The sequence below is a fragment of the Priestia taiwanensis genome (genome assembly GCF_014638355.1).
Taxonomy (GTDB): domain Bacteria; phylum Bacillota; class Bacilli; order Bacillales; family Bacillaceae_G; genus Priestia_D; species Priestia_D taiwanensis.
In genome coordinates, this window is record NZ_BMFK01000003.1 from 39,979 (window position 1) to 59,920 (window position 19,942).

General features: G+C 36.1%; 21 protein-coding genes. 7 read left to right on the plus strand and 14 right to left on the minus strand.

The annotated features are described in order from the left end of the window. Nucleotides 1–36: 36 nt before the first annotated feature. Entirely contained in the window at nucleotides 37–438 is a 402-nt protein-coding gene (locus IEV41_RS15095) for a hypothetical protein (RefSeq protein ID WP_188389337.1), read from the minus strand. A gap of 257 nt (nucleotides 439–695) precedes the next feature. Between IEV41_RS15095 and IEV41_RS15100 the strand changes: the two genes are divergently transcribed. Next, on the plus strand, nucleotides 696–1,448 hold the full coding sequence (locus IEV41_RS15100) for a YrpD family protein (RefSeq protein ID WP_188389338.1): 753 nt from the start codon (nucleotides 696–698) through the stop codon (nucleotides 1,446–1,448). A 209-nt stretch (nucleotides 1,449–1,657) separates the two neighbouring features. On the opposite strand, the gene IEV41_RS15105 is transcribed toward IEV41_RS15100, so the two are convergent. Then, entirely contained in the window at nucleotides 1,658–2,305 is a 648-nt protein-coding gene (locus IEV41_RS15105) for a M78 family metallopeptidase domain-containing protein (RefSeq protein WP_188389339.1), read from the minus strand. A gap of 255 nt (nucleotides 2,306–2,560) precedes the next feature. Next, nucleotides 2,561–4,483: an AAA family ATPase gene (locus IEV41_RS15110; protein ID WP_188389340.1), complete on the minus strand. Its 1,923-nt coding sequence runs from the start codon at nucleotides 4,481–4,483 to the stop codon at nucleotides 2,561–2,563. A 331-nt stretch (nucleotides 4,484–4,814) separates the two neighbouring features. Here IEV41_RS15110 and IEV41_RS15115 point away from each other — a divergent pair, with 331 nt between their 5' ends. After that, nucleotides 4,815–5,099, plus strand: a complete 285-nt coding sequence (locus IEV41_RS15115) for a hypothetical protein (RefSeq protein ID WP_188389341.1) — start codon at nucleotides 4,815–4,817, stop codon at nucleotides 5,097–5,099. A 152-nt stretch (nucleotides 5,100–5,251) separates the two neighbouring features. Here the strand turns inward: IEV41_RS15115 and IEV41_RS15120 are convergent, their stop codons facing one another. The 6 genes from IEV41_RS15120 to pdaA form a co-directional block, all read right to left on the minus strand. Beyond that, complete coding sequence (locus tag IEV41_RS15120; protein ID WP_188389342.1) at nucleotides 5,252–5,449, minus strand: hypothetical protein; 198 nt, start codon at nucleotides 5,447–5,449, stop codon at nucleotides 5,252–5,254. Between the two features lie 289 nt (nucleotides 5,450–5,738). Beyond that, a complete protein-coding gene (locus tag IEV41_RS15125) occupies nucleotides 5,739–7,280 on the minus strand; it encodes an SNIPE associated domain-containing protein (protein ID WP_205181529.1) in 1,542 nt (513 codons plus the stop codon). Between the two features lie 89 nt (nucleotides 7,281–7,369). Then, entirely contained in the window at nucleotides 7,370–7,657 is a 288-nt protein-coding gene (locus IEV41_RS15130; protein WP_188389343.1) for a hypothetical protein, read from the minus strand. A 114-nt stretch (nucleotides 7,658–7,771) separates the two neighbouring features. Then, a complete protein-coding gene (gene rlmD, locus IEV41_RS15135) occupies nucleotides 7,772–9,157 on the minus strand; it encodes a 23S rRNA (uracil(1939)-C(5))-methyltransferase RlmD (protein WP_188389344.1) in 1,386 nt (461 codons plus the stop codon). Nucleotides 9,158–9,174: 17 nt separating this feature from the next. Beyond that, nucleotides 9,175–10,038, minus strand: a complete 864-nt coding sequence (locus IEV41_RS15140; protein WP_188389497.1) for a DNA-3-methyladenine glycosylase family protein — start codon at nucleotides 10,036–10,038, stop codon at nucleotides 9,175–9,177. Nucleotides 10,039–10,106: 68 nt separating this feature from the next. Next, the gene (pdaA, locus tag IEV41_RS15145) at nucleotides 10,107–10,943 is read right to left on the minus strand and encodes a delta-lactam-biosynthetic de-N-acetylase (protein ID WP_188389345.1); all 837 of its coding nucleotides are present in this window, start codon (nucleotides 10,941–10,943) and stop codon (nucleotides 10,107–10,109) included. Between the two features lie 134 nt (nucleotides 10,944–11,077). Here pdaA and IEV41_RS15150 point away from each other — a divergent pair, with 134 nt between their 5' ends. Continuing rightward, the gene (locus IEV41_RS15150; RefSeq protein ID WP_373284251.1) at nucleotides 11,078–11,635 is read left to right on the plus strand and encodes a GNAT family N-acetyltransferase; all 558 of its coding nucleotides are present in this window, start codon (nucleotides 11,078–11,080) and stop codon (nucleotides 11,633–11,635) included. Between the two features lie 177 nt (nucleotides 11,636–11,812). Here IEV41_RS15150 and IEV41_RS15155 read toward each other — a convergent pair whose 3' ends face one another. Beyond that, the gene (locus IEV41_RS15155) at nucleotides 11,813–12,286 is read right to left on the minus strand and encodes a MarR family winged helix-turn-helix transcriptional regulator (protein WP_188389346.1); all 474 of its coding nucleotides are present in this window, start codon (nucleotides 12,284–12,286) and stop codon (nucleotides 11,813–11,815) included. A 186-nt stretch (nucleotides 12,287–12,472) separates the two neighbouring features. Here IEV41_RS15155 and IEV41_RS15160 point away from each other — a divergent pair, with 186 nt between their 5' ends. The 3 genes from IEV41_RS15160 to IEV41_RS15170 all read left to right on the plus strand — a co-directional run bounded on the left by IEV41_RS15160 (nucleotide 12,473) and on the right by IEV41_RS15170 (nucleotide 14,977). Next, nucleotides 12,473–13,057 (plus strand): DUF3238 domain-containing protein, encoded by a 585-nt coding sequence (locus IEV41_RS15160; protein WP_188389347.1) that lies wholly within the window; start codon nucleotides 12,473–12,475, stop codon nucleotides 13,055–13,057. 60 nt (nucleotides 13,058–13,117) lie between these two features. After that, nucleotides 13,118–13,744 (plus strand): FMN-dependent NADH-azoreductase, encoded by a 627-nt coding sequence (locus IEV41_RS15165; protein ID WP_188389348.1) that lies wholly within the window; start codon nucleotides 13,118–13,120, stop codon nucleotides 13,742–13,744. Between the two features lie 81 nt (nucleotides 13,745–13,825). Next, nucleotides 13,826–14,977 (plus strand): MFS transporter, encoded by a 1,152-nt coding sequence (locus IEV41_RS15170; protein ID WP_188389349.1) that lies wholly within the window; start codon nucleotides 13,826–13,828, stop codon nucleotides 14,975–14,977. A gap of 236 nt (nucleotides 14,978–15,213) precedes the next feature. Here IEV41_RS15170 and IEV41_RS15175 read toward each other — a convergent pair whose 3' ends face one another. Beyond that, entirely contained in the window at nucleotides 15,214–16,737 is a 1,524-nt protein-coding gene (locus IEV41_RS15175) for a fumarate hydratase (protein WP_188389350.1), read from the minus strand. A 110-nt stretch (nucleotides 16,738–16,847) separates the two neighbouring features. Then, on the minus strand, nucleotides 16,848–17,036 hold the full coding sequence (locus IEV41_RS15180) for an SE1561 family protein (protein ID WP_188389351.1): 189 nt from the start codon (nucleotides 17,034–17,036) through the stop codon (nucleotides 16,848–16,850). Between the two features lie 152 nt (nucleotides 17,037–17,188). On the opposite strand from IEV41_RS15180, the gene yfkAB reads away from it, so the two are divergent. Then, nucleotides 17,189–18,310 (plus strand): radical SAM/CxCxxxxC motif protein YfkAB, encoded by a 1,122-nt coding sequence (gene yfkAB / locus IEV41_RS15185; protein ID WP_188389499.1) that lies wholly within the window; start codon nucleotides 17,189–17,191, stop codon nucleotides 18,308–18,310. Nucleotides 18,311–18,405: 95 nt separating this feature from the next. Here the strand turns inward: yfkAB and IEV41_RS15190 are convergent, their stop codons facing one another. After that, nucleotides 18,406–19,200 (minus strand): YfkD famly protein, encoded by a 795-nt coding sequence (locus IEV41_RS15190; protein WP_188389500.1) that lies wholly within the window; start codon nucleotides 19,198–19,200, stop codon nucleotides 18,406–18,408. 83 nt (nucleotides 19,201–19,283) lie between these two features. Then, complete coding sequence (locus IEV41_RS15195) at nucleotides 19,284–19,901, minus strand: YczE/YyaS/YitT family protein (protein WP_188389352.1); 618 nt, start codon at nucleotides 19,899–19,901, stop codon at nucleotides 19,284–19,286. Between the last annotated feature and the right edge of the window lie 41 nt (nucleotides 19,902–19,942).

The following is a 19,942-nucleotide window of genomic DNA, read 5'->3' on the forward strand; positions in this document are numbered from 1 at the left end:
TGGGATAGCTAATTATTTTGCTATTTTATTAAAAAATTAATAATTTCCATGAACAAGTAAACTATATTGGGCACCATTAAATTCTTTTACATCAGGATTAGCCTTTGCTATTCCTACTGATACCTTGTATTGTTTACCTTTTTTTACCTTAATTGCTTTGTCTTTAACATTTGCTGTTGTAGACCATAAAACATTGCCATCTTCACGGACTGTAATTTTTAATATATCTCCATCCGTTTCTGAGTCTGTGAAATTAACACGCATTTCAACATCCTCAGTACCTGAAAATGTATAGTGGTGCATATCTTCTTTCTTTTCAACATCCCCGTATCCTGTTTTATTAACCTTAAAATCTGAGATTGAAGCTGCTGAAACTTGTCCTGCAGAAGAAAATGTTAGGCCAGCTGCTAATGCTCCTACTACTAATTTCTTTAACATGTATTTTACCCCTTTCAAAATTACAACTTATTTGTATTATTTTCCCACTTATTGAAATAATAACATGTTTTTGTCGAAAAGTTTAGTTATTTGCTTATATTATGAATATTCATTGTGTCAATGAGCATAAAACGCCTTGAAAAAGACATTAAATGACAAAAGATTAGATATTTGAGATAATTTATATAATTGTTATATTTTGAATATTAGTTAAAATATAACAATTATATAAATTAAAGCGCAAGGAGCGTGCTCAAATGATTAAAAAGTTTACAGTAGGAGTTTTAACAACAGGACTTATATTTTCTGGGGCTGAAGGAGTATCAGCTATTACACCACTAGCTTCCACACCTTCAGATGCTTTTACAACGACATTTAACATGGTATCAAATCCTATTCCTCATGGTATTGGTGGAAGAACTATCGTAAATAGTACAGGTTCTACTTTAACAACTAAAGTTACTTTACCAGTAATCAAAGAAAATTCTTCGTTCAAAGTAACGGACGGGACTGTTTATGTCTATTCTGGTTTCGCGGGATCTGTAGAATCCGACATTGGATTTCAATATAGTCCAACCTATGATGTTTGGAAGCCTTATATGAAGGTGGGAAGTCGAACAAACGATCAAGTTAAATACCTTGAAGGAGGGGCTAATTTTACTGGATCAAATGGCTTTAAACCTGGAAGTGAAGTACAGCTAACAATATATAAAAATCTAAATGGATCGACAAGAGCTACCTATTGGGGAACTTCTGCTAAAGGATTTACAGGTAGACTTATTTCAGAAATGCAGAATACAAACGTCGGTTCAATTAAAAATTGGAAAGTTTTATCTACAGTTGCGAACACAGTAGAATCTGAAATTAAAGTAAATAAAGGTTACAGTGCTACATTTAGAGATATAACGGTTGATAATAATCCTTCTAGTCTTACAGTTCACGCTCAAGAACATGCTTATACTACTACAAATGGTAATACCGCTACTATTAATATAACTAGCAAACAATAAATACATGAAAAAGAGCCATCTATCCAGACGGCTCTTTTTCATATACTGGTGACTAATCTACTTATAACATTGCTAAGTGGTATCTTCATACTAACATGTTGATGCTCACAAATTTTATATAAGTAATGAATATTCATGGTTTCCTACTATAGCGGTGAACAGGATCCGATTACTTTGAACGCTATTATTATATAAAACAGCATCAAACATTATAATATAATTTTACTATCAAAAAATTGATTGCACTGTTGAGGTGTTATATTAGTCCCTCCTATATTTGGATACATTAAATTATCAGAATCTGCATTATGTATAGGGTCATTAGGAAACGGGTTAGGATCGTTAGCAGAACCATTCTTATTACTGAAATTAAGTACATGTCCTAACTCATGTGCTAAAGTTGGGGGATCAGCCGATTCACTTACGAGAATAAGGTAATTAGAATTATCACCACCTATTTCAAGTTGATGTGTATAACCAATATATGTAGAAGGCTGACCATTTTCAACAAAACGATTACCTTCTACAAAACAAACTAATACATTTATTTCTGGAAAATACCCTTTCATTTTAGTGTAGACATCTACGGCGTCTTGAGAAAAATTAGTTCCTACATCTATATTTTCTGCTACTAATTGAGTGTCAGATGTTGCATACGAATCAGCTCCACTCGGATATGCCCAAACATTTCTAATCGTAAAAGTTCTATCACAAGATAAAAATAGAGATTCAGCGTCTCTCATATGTTGAGTTATTCTTGTGTGTCCATCACCACCAGTATTTGCATTTTTTGAATACCACATTTGTGCATTAATATAATTTCCACTAGGTATTGGAGTTCTTGGATGCCTACCCATTTTTCATATTCCTCCTAGAATTTAATTAAATCATATGTATTTTGTATAAAAAGTCATAACATTATACTTGAATTAAAAATATACTAATATGCAAAAAGCTCCATCTAATAGATGGGGCTTTTTCTATAGCGGTGAACAGGATGTATATTGCAGGAATCGTTGATACTACGCACTTTCTCACCGCTTCGAGCGCTATACGATATTAAAAAGAGCCATCTACGATAGATAGCTCTTTCCTAATTAACCTGTATTACTTTATTCCACTGCAGCTAACACTTCCACCTGTTCCTGGCCATCAGTTACACCATACAATTTATTAAATAGCATAGTGAAATTGTCGATGGTTTCTTGACTCAGTTTGACTTCTTCATCACTTTGCATTTTATTGCTAAAATCTTTTGCAGGTAATACTTTTCCTTTTTTAAGCAAACTAGAATTCTTTTTCCCCTCATCATCTTTGGTTCTTGGTCTTTCCAAAACATATTTAAAGAAATCCGCTTTTGAGAATAAATCTTCAATTGCATCTCCAGTTTTGTCACTTACAATAACAATTTCCTTTTTCGTCAACTTCAGGTCTCTCTCTAACTCTCTTCTCTCATCATTTCCTGCTTTATCGTTGTCCAATAAAACTTTAAAGTTTATGCCCCATCCCATTAATAACGACGCTAATTGATCTATTTTTGAAGCACCTATACTTGGAATAAACCTCATCGTTCCATCAACAACATTTATATGTGGTTTTAGTGCTTCTAAATAGTAATAATCCGATATTCCCTCCACAATTGTATTACAACTTCCAAATGATCCGAAACTATTTGATAAATCTAAACCAATAGCTGTCATAATAGGAGTATAAACATCTTGTTGAGCCTTGGTTTTTTGGGGTATTTTTTCTGCATGATGTACTTTATTTTCAATAATTGTCATATTTTCATTATCCCTAGCCACTAATCGAATTCGTCCTAAAGTATCTGGGTTTATTAAATAAGGGCTATGCGTTGTAAAAATAATTTGATTTGATTTTGATATAAGCTCTAAAGCTTTTAAGACATCATTCTGTGCCTTAGGATGCAAATAAGCACCTATTTCATCTAATAAAATGATATCTCCCTTTTTTTGAACTGCATTCATTGTAAAGAAGAATGATAAGAACCACTGAAATCCTTTGCTACGTTGACTAGGTATGAAATCAACATCACTTTCCCCATCATAAATGTATATATCTAATGCATTATTAACACCCACATTAAACTCTAACCTGATATCATTTTGTGAGTATGCACGTTGAAATAATGTAGTAATATCTTGCGATATTCTATCTAATCCCCTTTTTATTTCTCGATTAGTCATATCTTCTATACTTTTTTCTACATCAGCTGCTAATATTTCTTTAATATAGTGACTCCACAATTCTACATTTTTATCTAATAAATATGTAGAATCCAGTAACGGTTGTTCAAACGAACTGAGTATCTTAAATTCAGGGATTTTCATATTGGACCTAAAATCTGCATAGCGGTTTTCTATAAGGCTGTTCATTTTTTTAAAATGAGAAAACACTCTATCAAGTAATTTTTCCATCCCTACTCCAGCCTTGTTATTTAAATTAACATGGCTCACTCTTGAATCATATAAATTCTCTATTTGTTCTTCGTATTCTCTACACCAAGAAATAGGATTATCTATTTCAATAAAGTTTTTTACAAACTCATTTCCTCTAGATAAAAGTGTAAATAGTTCCTTATCTACTCCATCTGTGTTATTCATTATTTCTATCATTTCTTTATAATGATATTCAATTTTACCTAAATCATTTTTAGTGAAAAAATATTGTTGAAATGTTCCATACTCAAACTGAACATCTGAATCTAAACGTTTATACATTATCCATGTATAAGGCTCTTTTCTGTCTTCATTTTGAAAAGGTATTGGCGCAAAATCTTTTGAATCTAATTTAAAAGACACCTCTACCATAGGATGACACTTTTCCCTACTCTTTTTCTCTGGATAATCTTCCTCTGTAAAACCACCATTAGAAAATACTTCTAATGCTCTTAAAATATTACTCTTTCCACTCTCGTTCTGCCCAGCTAACACTGTAAGCATCGGATCTATGTATAATTTGCCTGTATCTTCAATCGATCGAAAATCCTTTATTCTGACCCATTCTACTTTCATAATAAGTACCTACCTTTTCCTAAATAACTATTCTACTATGGAAATATTACCATGTAATAGCAGAAGGGATATACAAAAATGGTATATTTGGATTTTATATAGGAATTGAATGTACTACGAAAGTCCGTCCGATGGATGTAGCTTTTTCTATAGCGGTGACCAGGATACTCATCGTAGTAATCGTTACTACCACGCGCTTTCTCATCGCTTTTAGCGCTATATAATACAAAAAATCTATCAACATGGTACTTCGTTATATTTGTAATATAGTTACTGATATGTTATATATTGTAATAAGTTTGATTATTAATTTACTAGGGGAGAGAGTATTATGAAAAAAATGGCTTTAACAACGCTTGCACTAGGTATATCTTTTACAGCAATGTTTGGTCTTTCAAGTGGTACTGCAGAAGCATCTAGTCACAATTATAAAACTGTAGCAGAATACAAAAAAAATGAAGTTTCGAGACATGAAGTAAAAATTAAAGGTAAATGGGTTAAATGTGTTGTGTCACAATATTACCGCCGCGAAGTTACAACTTGTACAAAACATAAAGGTGAAAAGAAAGTTACACATTGGGTTAGCTATTCAAAATCTCATAGCCACGCTCATTAAAATCAATAAGACTTAAATAATATAAAATTATTAGATTAACCATTCTATTAAAAAAGCAGACATCTATCAACGATGCTCTGCTTTTTATATTTGCCTACGAAAAAATAGCCATCTATCTAGATGGCCATTTTCATTACTCAGACATGGTTATATTATTCGTTTGAAACTTGAACTTTTTGGTCATATATAATGGACCCTAAAGTTGCTCCGAAATATAAAGCACCTCCAAAGGCTGATAAATTAAACTCACCATAAAAGATCAAGTCACTTACAAAGATTGCAGAAAATATAATTGTTAAAGGCATAACAATACCTTTTCTTTTGAAGATAGAATTAAACCTAGAAATCATTATAAATCACCTATCCAATAGCTATATTTTATATCAAAAAAATACCATAAAAACTAATAATAGTCTATATAAGCTAGATTACAGTATTACGGATCTAGCTTTTTTTTATATAGCGATGATCAGGATACTCATCATGGAGATCGTTGCCACTACACGTTTTCTCACCACTTCGAGCGCTATGCAATATAAAAAGGGCCATCTATCCAGACGGCCCTTTTCATTACTCATAGTAGGAAGGTTGTACTTTTACTTTAGCACAGTGTTAGTGCTTCACATATTGGGAAAAATATTAAACAGCTTGCAAAGTCTTCTTTTCAAGTTGGATAGATTTTCTGAAATCTTCAGCTGCAGCTAACTTTGTAAATTCAACTGTCTTGTTGTGGTTTTTCTTCACAATATTTTCTATTTCAGCCAACTCAACTCGAAAGAATTCTTTTCTTTCGTTTACCTTGTTCACTCGTTTATCCGTAAATGCTTGGTGAAGAGCATTTTCTAAAGCAGGAGCATCTTCGCTAAAGATCATTCCATGTACATCGAATGTAAACGGAACCGATGCATCCCCTAGTTCCTTTACGCGATCCATAGGTTCTAAACGACGAGTCATACCAATTTTAAATACATTTCCACCAAACGAACCTATGTTTGAAATTATGTATACGTAACCAGCACGGGTGTTTTGTACTCTGTACAATACATCTTCTTTATTTTTCCTTGTTTGATCCAGCTGTGCTTCCAATTCTTTAAGCTTCTCAATTAATTTAGCTTGTTGGTTTTCATTTGTTTCAGTCATTTGCATTTTTAACTTTTCAATTGCTTGTTCGAAGTGCTTTTCTTCTTTTTCCACTTTCTCTTTTGCTTTTTCTAACTCTTTTAATGCTTTCGCTTCTTCTCGCATACGTTCTTTTATCTCAAGTTGCTCTTCTTTTTCTTCCTGTTTCATTTGTTCAAATGAATACTTTAAGTACAACTCTTCGACCTTTAATTTTAAATAACCTGGTGTGATTGATACTTGCTGCATATCAGTGAGTTTGTTCAATTCATCAAAAATCTTTTTAATCCTTTTCTCACTTGCTTCCAGGTTAGAGTATTTTACTTTTGTGATAATATTATCGCATTCATTATTAAATGCTCTCAAAGTAAGTTTAATTGTATCAAGTATGAACTCCTTACCTTTCTTTTTATCATCTCCAATTGTCCAGTCCAAACGATGAAATGTAGCTTCTTTATCTTTAACCAGTTTCTTTTGTTTTTGTCGGATCTCATTCAATTTGTTTTGGAATGCTTCTGACGTTTCAAAACCATACTTTGGATTTGTAAATCCATATGATTGCATAAGTATGTCATCTTTTAGAAGGATAACTTCTCTTTGTAAACTATCAATTTCTTCAATGATTGCTTGTTTATTGGATGTGAACCCTTCAATATCCTCGCTCAATTTTTGTTTAAGTTCGGTTAGATTTACAAGTGATTGAACATCCTCAATTCTTTTTACAAGGTCATCCTTTTCTTTATTCATATTATCGATTTGAGAGGAAAGGGTATTTTTCACTTCTGTTAGATCTGTAATAGGCTTGAAAGTTTCAAGCTCCGCTAGAATTTCTTGTTTAGTTAATGTTAGATTTTGCAACTCTTCATTAAGACTAGCAATTTGCTCTTTAACATCTACAATTTTATCAAGTCCATTTTTTTCCCAAAGCTGTTGTACTTTCTTCATTTCCTTATTCCGGTTAATAATAAGTAAAATTGCGACGATTGGAGGGATGACCAGGAACCATAATGCAAATAAAATTCCAGTTACCCATGGTGAATACAGAGATTTTTCTTTATACATAGTTTTCTTTTCTCCTTCGGATACGGTTTTTTTTACGACTATTCAATTAAAGACCACCTAGGTCCATCTGTCCGTAATCGACACCTGGATCAAGATGCATCCATCCACCACCTGGACCATAACTTAAAAGGTTTTGACACCGCTATCCCTCGTTCAACTAACGATTTCAACAATTGATACTGAAAACAAACATCTGGCTTAGAATGCTTATTCCATACCTTCAAAACAAATGAATCTTCTTCTATGCACATCTTTATTACTTCCGCTTCTAACCCTTGAATCATTGGATGAATGATTATATGTTCTTCTCTCTGTCTTAACTCATCTACTACAGAACTCTTTTCTATCCATTCTATCTCGCTTATCAACATGCTCATTCTCTTCCTCCTTTTTTATCGATATCATGACAAGACACTTCTATTATACTGAAATTTCTGATTTATATTTATAAAAAAGTAGTTTGCCAACAATATGACAAACTACTTCATTTCTTACTTCTTCAACGTAAATTTCACAACAACTTCTACATGCGCTGTGTGTGGGAACATGTCCAATGGCTGAACGTATTCGACGTTGTATTTCTTGCTGAAGTGCTTAATATCTTTTGCTAATGTCGATGGGTTACACGATACATAGACGATTCGTTTCGGTGCAACCTTTAATACTGTTTCAATGAACTCGTACTCACAGCCAGTACGTGGTGGATCGACAACTACTACGTCTGGTTTCCAGCCTTCTTTTACCCATAATGGCATAATACGTTCTGCTGTTCCTACCTTGTACTCCATGTTTGTAAAACCGTGGTTTGCGGCATTTTTACGTGCATCAAGTACAGCGTCTCTGATTACTTCCATACCACGTACTTCTTTCGCATCTTTCGCTAACCATAAACCAATTGTTCCAACACCGCAGTATGCATCAACTACTCTTTCTGTTCCAGTTAGACAAGCTGCTTTCTTCACTTCATCATATAACTTAACCGTTTGTGTCGGATTCAACTGGAAGAACGCACGTGCCGATAATTCGAATGATAAGTCGCCCAGTGTTTCTTGGATTACTTCTTCTCCAGCTAGATGATGCGTGTCGTCACCAAAGATGATAGACGTACGTTTCCCATTTACATTTTGCATAATTGATTTTAATTCTGGTAATTTATTTCGTAGATCACGAATGAAGATTTCTTTTTTCGGCAACTCATTTTTCGCTGTAACAAGGACAAGTTGTACTTCTCCCGTCTCTACACCAACACGTACAACAATTGTACGAACGATACCACTATGTTTCTTCTCGTTGTAAATAGGAATGTTCAAGCGTCTTAGAAGAGCTTTTACCACTTGTGTTACTTTGTTCGTCGCAGCGTGCTGAATCATACAGTCAGAAATATCGATAATACGATGTGAATTTAATCCATATAAACCTGCGATAACATTCGTATCTTGCTTTCCAACTTGTAGTTGCGATTTATTACGATAGTTCCATGGTGTTTCCATGCCAATCGTGTCATGAATTTTCGTTTTTTCCATGTTTAAACCACTATAGCGCTCTAATGATTGAATAACGATGTCGCGCTTTTGTCGTAACTGTTCTTCGTATGTCACGTGTTGCAGCTGGCAACCTCCGCATTGATCGTATACAGGACAAGGTGCCTCAATACGATGTGGTGATTTCTCACGAATACGTTTAATTTTTGCCTCTGCGAATCCGTTCTTAATATTTATTACTTCTGCCACAATTACTTCCCCCGGTAATGCTCCTGGAACGAAGACAACTTGGCGCTTGAAGAATCCTACGCCCTCTCCATTAATGCCCATTTTTCTAATGGTAAGAGGGAATGTTTGCCCGATTTCTAATTTTCCTTCTTCTACAGTCTTTCTCATGTTCATCACAACTCCATCTATTTCTCTAAACTCTTCCATAAATACAGCGCTGCGTAGCTACTGTACGGAGAGCATATATCTATTATTTCATGAATCTGTTCCTTGCTTGGTTTCCCTTCTAAACGATACATGTTTTTCAATGCATTTTGAAGCCCTACATCACCAATTGGAAAAATATTTTTCCTTCCAAGTGTGAAAAGAAGAAAATTTTGTACCGTCCATGGTCCAATTCCTCTTCGTTTAATAAGTATTTTTTCAACTTCTTCATTGGATGTATTGAAAAGGATATGTAAGTCAAGGTTACCGTTGACAATATCCTGTGCTAAATCAATAACATACTCTGCTTTTCGCGTACTAAATTGTATTGTGCGAAGTTCTTCTACTGTAAGAGTTGCGACCACTTCTGGCGTCGGATAAAACCACACCCCGTCTACTTGTTCTCCGTATTGTTTCACAAAACGCTCTGTTAATGTAATCGCAAATTTCAAATTGAGCTGTTGGTGAATAATGCAACGAATGAGACAGTCAAATGGATGAAATTCTTGAATAATTGGTGTATACGCAAACTCTTTAAATAGCGAGGCAAATGGTGTTGATGCGAAATGTGCATGAATGTCCTCAAACTGCTCTTCCCACTGAAAAATATGTGACACTTTCTTCATCACTTTTTCTTTCGGCCCGTTCGATTCCACGAGAAAATGTGGTTTCGTTTCTGAACCGATATGTTGAACTGTCGCCACTACTTTCGCTCCGTCAATTAGTAGTGGAACCTTGATTGTCTTCGTTTCTTGATTAACTGCATTTAGCGGATCTAATGACAAACGGTACATCACTTCTTCTATATGATACGAGGTTTCCAGTTGTACTTCTTCACGCCACATCTCGTTCACCCATTTCTTTTTCTTTCATTATAACACGAACGAATGTACGAGAAAAAATCCGCGAGGCATCACGGATTTCTTTTCTTTCGTTTACCCTTTTTCTTTTTGCGTTTCTCTTTCTTTTCTTGTTTCTTCTCTGGCTTTAGTAAATCATCTAATGACTTGAATTCATAACCTTTTTCCCTCACACCGTCAATAATACTTCCGAGCGCATGCGCATTATCACTTGAAATTGTATGAAGAAGAATAACTGCGCCCGGATGTATTTTCCTCATTACATTATCATACGAATACTTCCATCCATGCTGTTCTTCGACTTTCCAATCGAGGAATGCAAGTGACCACATGATATGACGATAGCCAAGCTTTTTCGTGACCGCTAACGTTCGTTCACTAAATACTCCTTCAGGTGGACGCATATATGTCATTTCATCCTTACCTGTTAGTTGTTTGAATTCGTCTTTGAGTAAGGTTAATTCTTTTTCTAACCGAACGTTGTTCACTGTTGTTAAATTCGGGTGATGCCACGTATGATTCCCGACAATATGTCCCTCATCTACCATCCTTTTCACTAAGTCTGGATTTTCTTTAATAAATTGACCCGTAATAAAAAATGTCGCTAGTACCTTCTTTTCTTTCAATACGTCTAGTATTTTCGGTGTAAAGCCATTTTCATATCCATTATCGAATGTTAAGTATACTTCTTTTTTGGATGTGTTACCTATGTATACACCATCGTACTTCGTCAATAAGTTATGCCACGGATCTCCAGGATACGGTACGCGTTCCTCTTTCGCTGATGGAATGCCCCAATGAATCGCTGAATTCGAATGCGCATAACCAACTGTCGGAAACAAGAGGAACATAATCATGCTTACGCATAACACTTTCAACAGCTTCTTCATAACCTCAACTACTTTCCTTTGTCTTTTTTGTAGTTTGCGTTGTTTCTAACGGAATCATGCTGGGAAAGGTTTTCCAAAAGGATTTTTGCTCCATATGGCGAATTAGTTAAACATCTAGAAAGGGGGAAAACATCTTGTTTGTACATCGAATTGGAACAGATATTGTTATGAAGAAAGTAGAATTACGTCACGCAGAAGAATTATTTCGCCTAATGGACCGTTCACGTTCTCGGTTGCGACAATGGTTACCATTTTTAGATATAACGAAGTCGATTGAAGATACGAGAAACTTTCTTAAGTATAGTATGGACCAAAACGCTGCAAATAACGGGTGCCAAGTCGGAATTTGGTACAAAGGCGAATTCGCTGGCATTATCGGTCAGCATACAATTAACTGGAGTAACCGATCAACATCTATCGGTTATTGGTTAGGCGATGGATTTGAAGGAAAAGGAATTATGACGAAAGCGTGCTACGCCATGCTTGAATATTCTTTCCTTGACCTCGAACTAGAGCGGGTCGAAATTCGCGTCGCCACTGGTAACCTGAAAAGCAAAGTAATTCCGGAACGACTAGCATTCGTACAAGAAGGATGTATCCGCCATGCTGAGTGGCTATATGACCATTACGTTGATCACTTCGTGTATGGATTATTACGAGATGAATTTCTTCATATGACAAAAAAGAGCTGACTGTTGTAGTTGGCTTTTTTGATGTAGGCTACATAAAAAAACCAACATGTTTTTCAGAGAACATGTTGGTTTTTTTATTATCCTGTTTATGAATGATAAGAGATGACTTCACTTTTTAGGTTGAGGACTATCTATTGATTACGTCACTAACAGAGATAAGGTTAACCTTCTTTATCTTTACCAGACAGGTCTTAATTTTGATGGTACATTCTCTGCATTTATTTCATAAATTAAACTTTTTAAATCTTCTTTAAGTAGCTGTACTCGTTCAGCACCTATGTTGTTCGTCCAACGCTTCTCTATTTCAGCTATTATCTGCTCTTTTGCTTTTATCGCTAATTGGCCACGTTCGGTTAGCACAATAATTTTCCCTCTTTTATCAGTGGGATGAGGTTGACGCATTACATAACCACTTTTCTCAAGGTAATCCACCATTTTACTTACAGCTTGCTTTGTAATCCCTAAGTGTTCAGCTAATTCTATACCTGTTGCCCCATTAGGATTGATACATTTAAATATAAAACCATGTGCAGGTCTAATATCTCCAAATCCTAACTCACTTAATTTCGTATGTAATTCATTAATCGATGCACTGTAAGAGAATGATAAAAGTGATGTAAGCTCCAAGTTATCTAGCATGTGATGAGTCATATATAAATCCTCCTTAAATAAAGTAAACTAGGTTGACTTTATTTAATTCCTATTGTACTATACGTAAAGTAGTCAATCAAGTTGACTATTTTCTTATCGGATAAAGCAGGAATGGAAACCTGTTCTACTCAATGGTTCCATGTTATGCATTACACAAATAAAATCGGAATGAAAGAGGTGTGTCTCATGAATAGTATTGTGAAGATTAGAGCAAGTGTATTCATTCCAACAGCTTGGACTGAGCCTAAGGAAGATATCCAAACTGGAAATATCATTCAATTTGAAGGTGATGCACGTGAATTTACACCTTATGCTGTACACACTATGCGTTCTAGAATTGAACACGAAGTAGTGATAGATTTTGATAAAAAGGAAATTTTCACATATGAGAATACTGGCATAACAACAGAAAGAGTTATAACTCCAAATGGTTCTGTTAAGGAAAGAGTAGGAAAAGCGAGTACAGAAAATATTTTGTGCACGAATATTGCCTGGAGTTCTGATGAAGTTCAATTTCAAATGAGTGCAAGTGCTGGCAATCCCTTGGTCCCGTATGTTCCTTCTGCCGATTATCTTTTAACTGTACGTGTCAAAAAAAATCGTGCTGTTGACCTTGAAGGTGCCCATGATGGATTCCCTTGTTATGAATTTTATAAGCAAGTCAACTTTGGTAAATTTGAAGAAATTTATACCCATGATTTTAGAAAAACTGGTGATACAGTTGAATCTTTAGGCGGAGAAATGGAGTATCGTTTCAAAAAGATACTGTAAAGGAAATATACTATCCTAAAAAAATTTAACAACATAAGAAAAGTACAGGAGGAAGAAAGAATGACAACAGTTCTATTTGTAAAAGCAAACAATCGCCCAGCTGACCAATCAGTGAGTGTGAAATTATACGAGGCTTTTTTAGCAAGCTATAAGGAGTCCCATCCAAATGATACAGTAGTAGAGCTTGATTTATATAATGAGGAATTGCCATATTTAGGCGTAGATATGATTAATGGTACATTTAAGGCTAGCAGAGGATTTGATGTAACAGAAGAAGAAGCAAAAGCGGTAGCCGTTGCCGATAAATATTTAAATCAGTTTCTAGCAGCGGATAAAGTTGTATTTGGTTTCCCACTATGGAATTTAACAATCCCAGCTGTATTACACACATATATTGATTACTTAAATCGTGCGGGCAAAACATTTACCTATACGCCAGAAGGTCCAGTAGGTCTTATTGGAGATAAAAAAATTGCATTATTAAATGCAAGTGGTGGTGTCTATTCTGAAGGACCCGCAGCTGGAGTAGAGATGGCTGTTAAATATGTAGCAGCGATGATGAATTTCTTTGGTGTAACAAACATGGAGACAGTTATCATTGAAGGTCACAATCAATTCCCTGATAAGGCAGAAGAAATTATTGCGACAGGGCTTGAAAAGGCAGTTAAAGTAGCAAGTACATTCTAATACATAAAAAAGCAGGACCAACACTGATATAGAGGCGGTACTGCTTTTTTATTGAATCGATAAAAAGAAGGGACGCATAAAATGGAACGTTTATGGACAAAAAATTATATCATGCTGACAATTACAGCATTATTACTATTTAGTGGTTTTTATTTATTAATGCCAACGTTACCTATATTTATTAAAGAATTGGGTGGGAGTGAATCTCAAGTTGGTGTTATTATTGGGCTGTTCACAATATCAGCAGTCATTTTCCGTCCTATTGTTGGCGGATTAATGGATCGATATGGTAGACGCATATTTATAATAAGCGGGTTACTATTTTTTGCGATTACAATGTATTTTTATGATTGGGTAACAGGTATTGCATTCCTAATAGCATTACGTATCCTTCATGGAGTAGGTTGGGCGATTGCTACAACTTCGATTGGGACAGCTGTAACAGATGTAATCCCATCGTCTCGACGCGGGGAAGGCATGGGATGGTATGGACTTGCGATAACTCTAGGTATGGCTTTAGGACCGATATTAGGCCTTTGGATTGTAAAGTCATTTTCATTCCACTACCTATTTCTTCTATGTACAGGATTGGCACTTCTGGCACTTGTACTGGCGCTTTGTACAAAAGTTCCAGTGATTCGGCATACTTCAAAGGAGCCAATATCATTTTTTGATAAAATGATTTTACCAATTGCTACGGTTACATTTTTCTTAACCCTTACTTTTGGTGGCATTACAACATTTTTACCACTCTTTGCAGAAGACATCCAAGTAAATGCTGGTGCATTTTTCCTTATATATGCTGTCACCATTACAGTAATTAGACCACTTACAGGAAAGTTATCAGATAAACATGGAGAATCGATTATCGTTATTCCTGCACTTTTCATCATGATACTTTCATTATTTGTGTTAGCGATGACTGAAGGAATTGTTGGACTAGTTATTACAGCTGTTTTATATGGAATTGGATTTGGAGCAGCACAACCGGCTCTTCAAGTAGCAACGATACGATTAGCTTCACCCGAAAAAAGAGGTGTAGCAAACGCTACATTCTTTACGGCTTTTGATTTAGGAATTGGCTTAGGGGCTATCCTTCTAGGATTTGTTTCACAGCTAATGGGATACCACATGGTATTTATTATTTGTGCTATATCTGGGTTTATCAGTTTATTACTTTTTATTTTGTTTGTGAAAAAGACATTGCATGTATCTCAGGCTAAATCTATGTAATATAAATATTGATTTCAAGACTTTTACTAGTAAAAGTCTTGAAAAACAACAACATTACTAATACAAACAAAAAGGTATCAGATATTATTCTGATGCCTTTTTTACAGCAATTAATTTAATTCTTTGTTTCTTCTAACTTTCCTTCGTCTTCAAATATGACACGTCTGTCTGTTTCTTGCTAAGCTCTCCCTTTCTAAAGAAAAAGGAACTGACCACCTTCAGCCAGTTCCTTTTTCTTAGTTAAATACTTTCTCTTTATGCTCTGCTAGTTTTTCTAGCGATGTTTTGTCTACTTCTTGATGAAGACTATTGCCGTGTGAATCCATTGTTACGACAGCTTTGAAGCCTTCTACTTTTAAGTGCCACATTGCTTCTGGAATACCGAATTGAAGCAAGTCTACACCTTCTACTGACTTAATACATTCTGCGTAGTATTGTGCTGCGCCGCCTATTGCATTTAAGTATACGCCTCCGTGTTCTTGTAATGCTGCTAACGTCTTCGCACCCATGCCACCTTTTCCAATTACAGCACGAATGCCGAACCTCTTCATGATGTCTCCTTGGTATGGCTCCTCACGAATACTTGTCGTTGGGCCAGCTGCCTTAATATGCCACGTTTCGTTCTCACCTTTCATGACAACCGGGCCACAGTGATAAATAACTTGGCCGTTTAAATCAACTGGCGCATCGTTATCCATTAAATGCTTATGAATAGCATCACGTCCTGTATACATCATGCCGTTAATAATAACAACGTCACCAACGCGAAGTTCACGAATTTGTTCTTCTGTAATTGGTGCTTGAAGAACAATTTCACGATTTTCTATTTCTTCTTTTTCAGCTGGAGGTTTCAATGTATCTTCGCCTTCTTGGTACATCCAATCTGTAATTGCTCCCGTCTCTGGATTAATTGCTACACCTAAGCGACGAAATGCCCAGCAATTGTAGGCAACAGATACGAAGAAACTAGCTGGAATACGATTGATGACACCGACTTTACATCCTAATAATGTTGTCTCGCCTCCAAATCCCATCGTTCCAACACCAAGCTTATTTGCATGTTCCATCACGTACTCTTCTAATGCACGTAATTCTGCGATTGGGTTCACATCGTCGTTATTACGGAATAGTTGTTCTTTCGCTAACTCATATCCAGTCGTACGGTCGCCACCAATACCAACACCGATGAAACCTGCGCTACACCCTTGACCTTGCGCTTGATACACAGAGTGCATAATACATTTACGAATACCGTCTAAATCACGACCAGCGCGTCCAAGTCCTTCTAATTCACAAGGTAAGCTGTACTGAATATTTTTGTTCTCACAGCCGCCTCCTTTTAACATAAGACGTGCATCGATATAGTCTTTTTCCCATTGCTCGAACTTAATAACAGGTGTGCCTTCTCCTAAGTTGTCACCACTGTTGTCACCAAATAAAGAATCAACAGAGTTTGGACGAAGTTTGCCAGCTTTCGTCGCTTGTGCAATTGCATGACGAATTGCCTTTTTCATTTCAATTTGGTTCGCGCCTACAGGTACTTTTAACTTAAATGTTGGAAGTCCTGTATCTTGGCAAATTGGTGATACATTATCGTTTGCCATCTTGATGTTGTTCGTAATTGTTTCTAATGCCATTGCAGAACGTGTGCCCGCACTTTCTGCTTCTACTGCTCGTTGAATTGCCCGTTTTGCGTCCTTCGGTAATTTCGTCGATGTCTCTACAATTAGTTCATACATACTTTGTTCAAACTGCTGCATCTTGCTCTCCCCCTGTACCGTTCTAATAGAAAGAATTTTTACATTTTCATTATACCGTATTCATGTCCTTCCTCATAAAGAAAAGCTATCGAGGATAGCCCCTCAATAGCTTATTTCACATCGTCATTTTGAAATTGTGTACATTTCAACTCTAACTCATCTAACATGCTAAGTAGACGATCTACGTCTTCTAGTTCTACTTCCTCTGGATCCATCGTATCAATAACTTGAAGAAACATATTTAGACGTTCTTTTAGATACGTAATTTGTTGTTCTTGGTTTTGTACTGCATTACCCATAGTAGTAGTCGCTCCTTTATGATTACCATTTTTCACAAGAGTATCGATGTTATTCTATACTCTATTATTTGACACAATATATCTACTTTTTATTATAGCACTTTTTTCATATAATATAAGGATGACTTTGAAAATTTAAAGGAGTTAACATGATGAAAATAACTCAATCGATGAAACCAATTACTCCTTCTTATGATCCATGGGAAGCATATATGGACTTTGAAGAGTATGGAAAAATGACATTAACAAACGTCGAATTTACGACGACAACATTATGTAATATGCGCTGTGAACATTGTGCAGTAGGGTATACATTGCAGCCAAAAGACCCGAATGCTCTTCCACTTGATTTATTATTAAAGCGCCTGGATGAAGTGGAAAACCTTCGATCATTAAGCATCACTGGTGGGGAGCCGATGATGTCACTGAAATCTGTTAATAACTATGTGGTACCAATTTTGAAATACGCACACGAACGAGGGGTTCGTACACAAATTAACTCGAACTTAACATTAGACTTAGCACGTTATGAAAAAATTATTCCGTATTTAGACGTTCTACACATCTCGCATAACTGGGGTACGGTCGAAGACTTCGTTGAAGGCGGCTTTGCGATGATGGATCGTAAGCCAACATTTGCCCAGCGCGCAGCTTACTTCGATCGTATGGTTGACAATAGCCGTGCAATCGCAAAAGCTGGTGTACTTGTATCTGCAGAAACGATGTTAAACAAACGAACGTTACCGTATATGGAACAAATTCATAAGCAAATTGTCAACGACATGGGTTGCCTTCGTCATGAAGTGCATCCAATGTATGCAAGTGATTTCGCAAGCGCTCTTGAATTATTAACAGTGGAACAAATTCGTGATGCTATCCATCACTTACTAGATGTACGTGATGAGAATGTATGGATGCTATTTGGTACCCTTCCGTTCTATGCATGTAGCGACAACGAAGAAGATTTAGCCTTAATCAAACGCCTATATAACACCAAGAACGTAACAGTTCGTAACGATCCAGACGGCCGCTCTCGTCTGAATGTGAACATCTTTGACGGTAGCATTATCGTAACTGACTTCGGTGATATTCCGTCACTTGGGAATATTAAAGACACAACACTTCAGCAAGCATACGAAACATGGTCAGCAACAAAAACAGCTGCTTCGTTAAGCTGTCATTGTCCAGCTATTAAATGTCTAGGACCAAACGTCCTTGTTAAAAACAGTTACTACCAAGATACGAACTTCTTAGTACGTAAGTCGAATATTTAACATAGAAAAGAGTTGTTCTGTATCAATAGAACAACTCTTTTTGTTTTCCTCAGAGACTTTATGTACGTCTCCATTTCCGGTCACTTTACAACTTTCTAAGGGCTAACCGCTTGGAACCTTCCAGATATGTGATCTTGAACTGGAATCCACGCACCTATTCCTTGAGATGTGACGTTACGGATTTGTAGTGACTTTTTGTTCCCTTTTAGGACAAGGTATACTTCACCAAATGTCACTTTTCCCTTTTCATTCACAGCTGGGGCGTATGCGTGGAGATTTCCTGTCTTTCCACCTGGAACCGTGTAATCATGTTCTTTCTTCGTTCCGACACCAATTGCAGTGTGGAAGGAAAGTGGAAGACCTGTCTTCTCCATTGCATGGCGAAGCATCATTTTTCGTATTTCTTCTTCGAATTTAATCGGCGCAGTTAAGCCACCTTTAATAACAGCATGTGTTTGCTGCGAGTAACGTACTTTTGATGCGCGTGAACTATCCGTATTATCAGCATAATTCACATTCACCTTCTTGTATTCCCAGTTCACAGTCGTTTCTGTTGATTCATAATTTAACGGCCAATGCCCTAAGTAAATTGTTGCTTTGTAGCCAATTGCGAGTGGTGCTTTTGAAATACTTGATTCATTAAACAACCGAATTAAATCGGCATTTTCCATACGAATATTTGTTGATTGCAATAATTCTTGTGCTAATTTACTCGGTTGCAAACGTGGTAAGTCTTGTGTTGGATTTGGATATGTGTTCTCTTTTGAAATATCTAGCACATGCGCTGGGATTTTCACAGATGTTACACTTTGTGCAGTTGCATGTGCAATAGACGGCACAAAGCAACTTATGATAAAACACGTACATATAAGTGCATATACTTTCTTCATCATTGGTACTCCCTTCTTTACTCACAAAAGAGTTGTACCGTTATCTTTTCCAATGCCTTTTATCTTATCCATGTTTTCATGCATCATCTAGCAAACAACAGATCAACCTTCGCCATGAATGCTACCATGCGTGGATACAAAAACTGTACACACGGTCCAAGCAAACACGCAATAATAATTGTTCCAACACCAATAGGACCTTTTAACAAAATCGCACAAACAATCGCCACTACTTCAATGATAATTTTTGCGATGCCAAGACTAACACCAAACCTTGCCCTTAATGCAACCATTAACTTATCTAATGGATTCACCGGAAACTGAGACGGTAAGTACATGGCAATACCAATTGCTAACATAACAATTCCTATCCCGAATCCGACACCGCGTTCCATCAGTGAATCGATAGACCAGAAAGTAAGCCCACGCATTAACCAGAAATCCATTAACATCCCTGTTACCATGATTGTTAATAATGATACATACTCCGGTCTCGACCTTAATAACAACGCATTAATAAACATAATAATCATGCCATTAATAATTACCCATATTCCGACTGATAAACCAAAAGCATGATACTCTCCTACCGTTAGTGCATCCCACGGCCCAGCTCCCATATTCGCTTTCATAACAATACAAGCTCCTAAAGAAATGAACACTAGTCCAATAATATAAAACAATACGTTCGCTTTCTTCATACGACACTCCTATCGTGTTTGTCCTAGTACATGTGTATGAA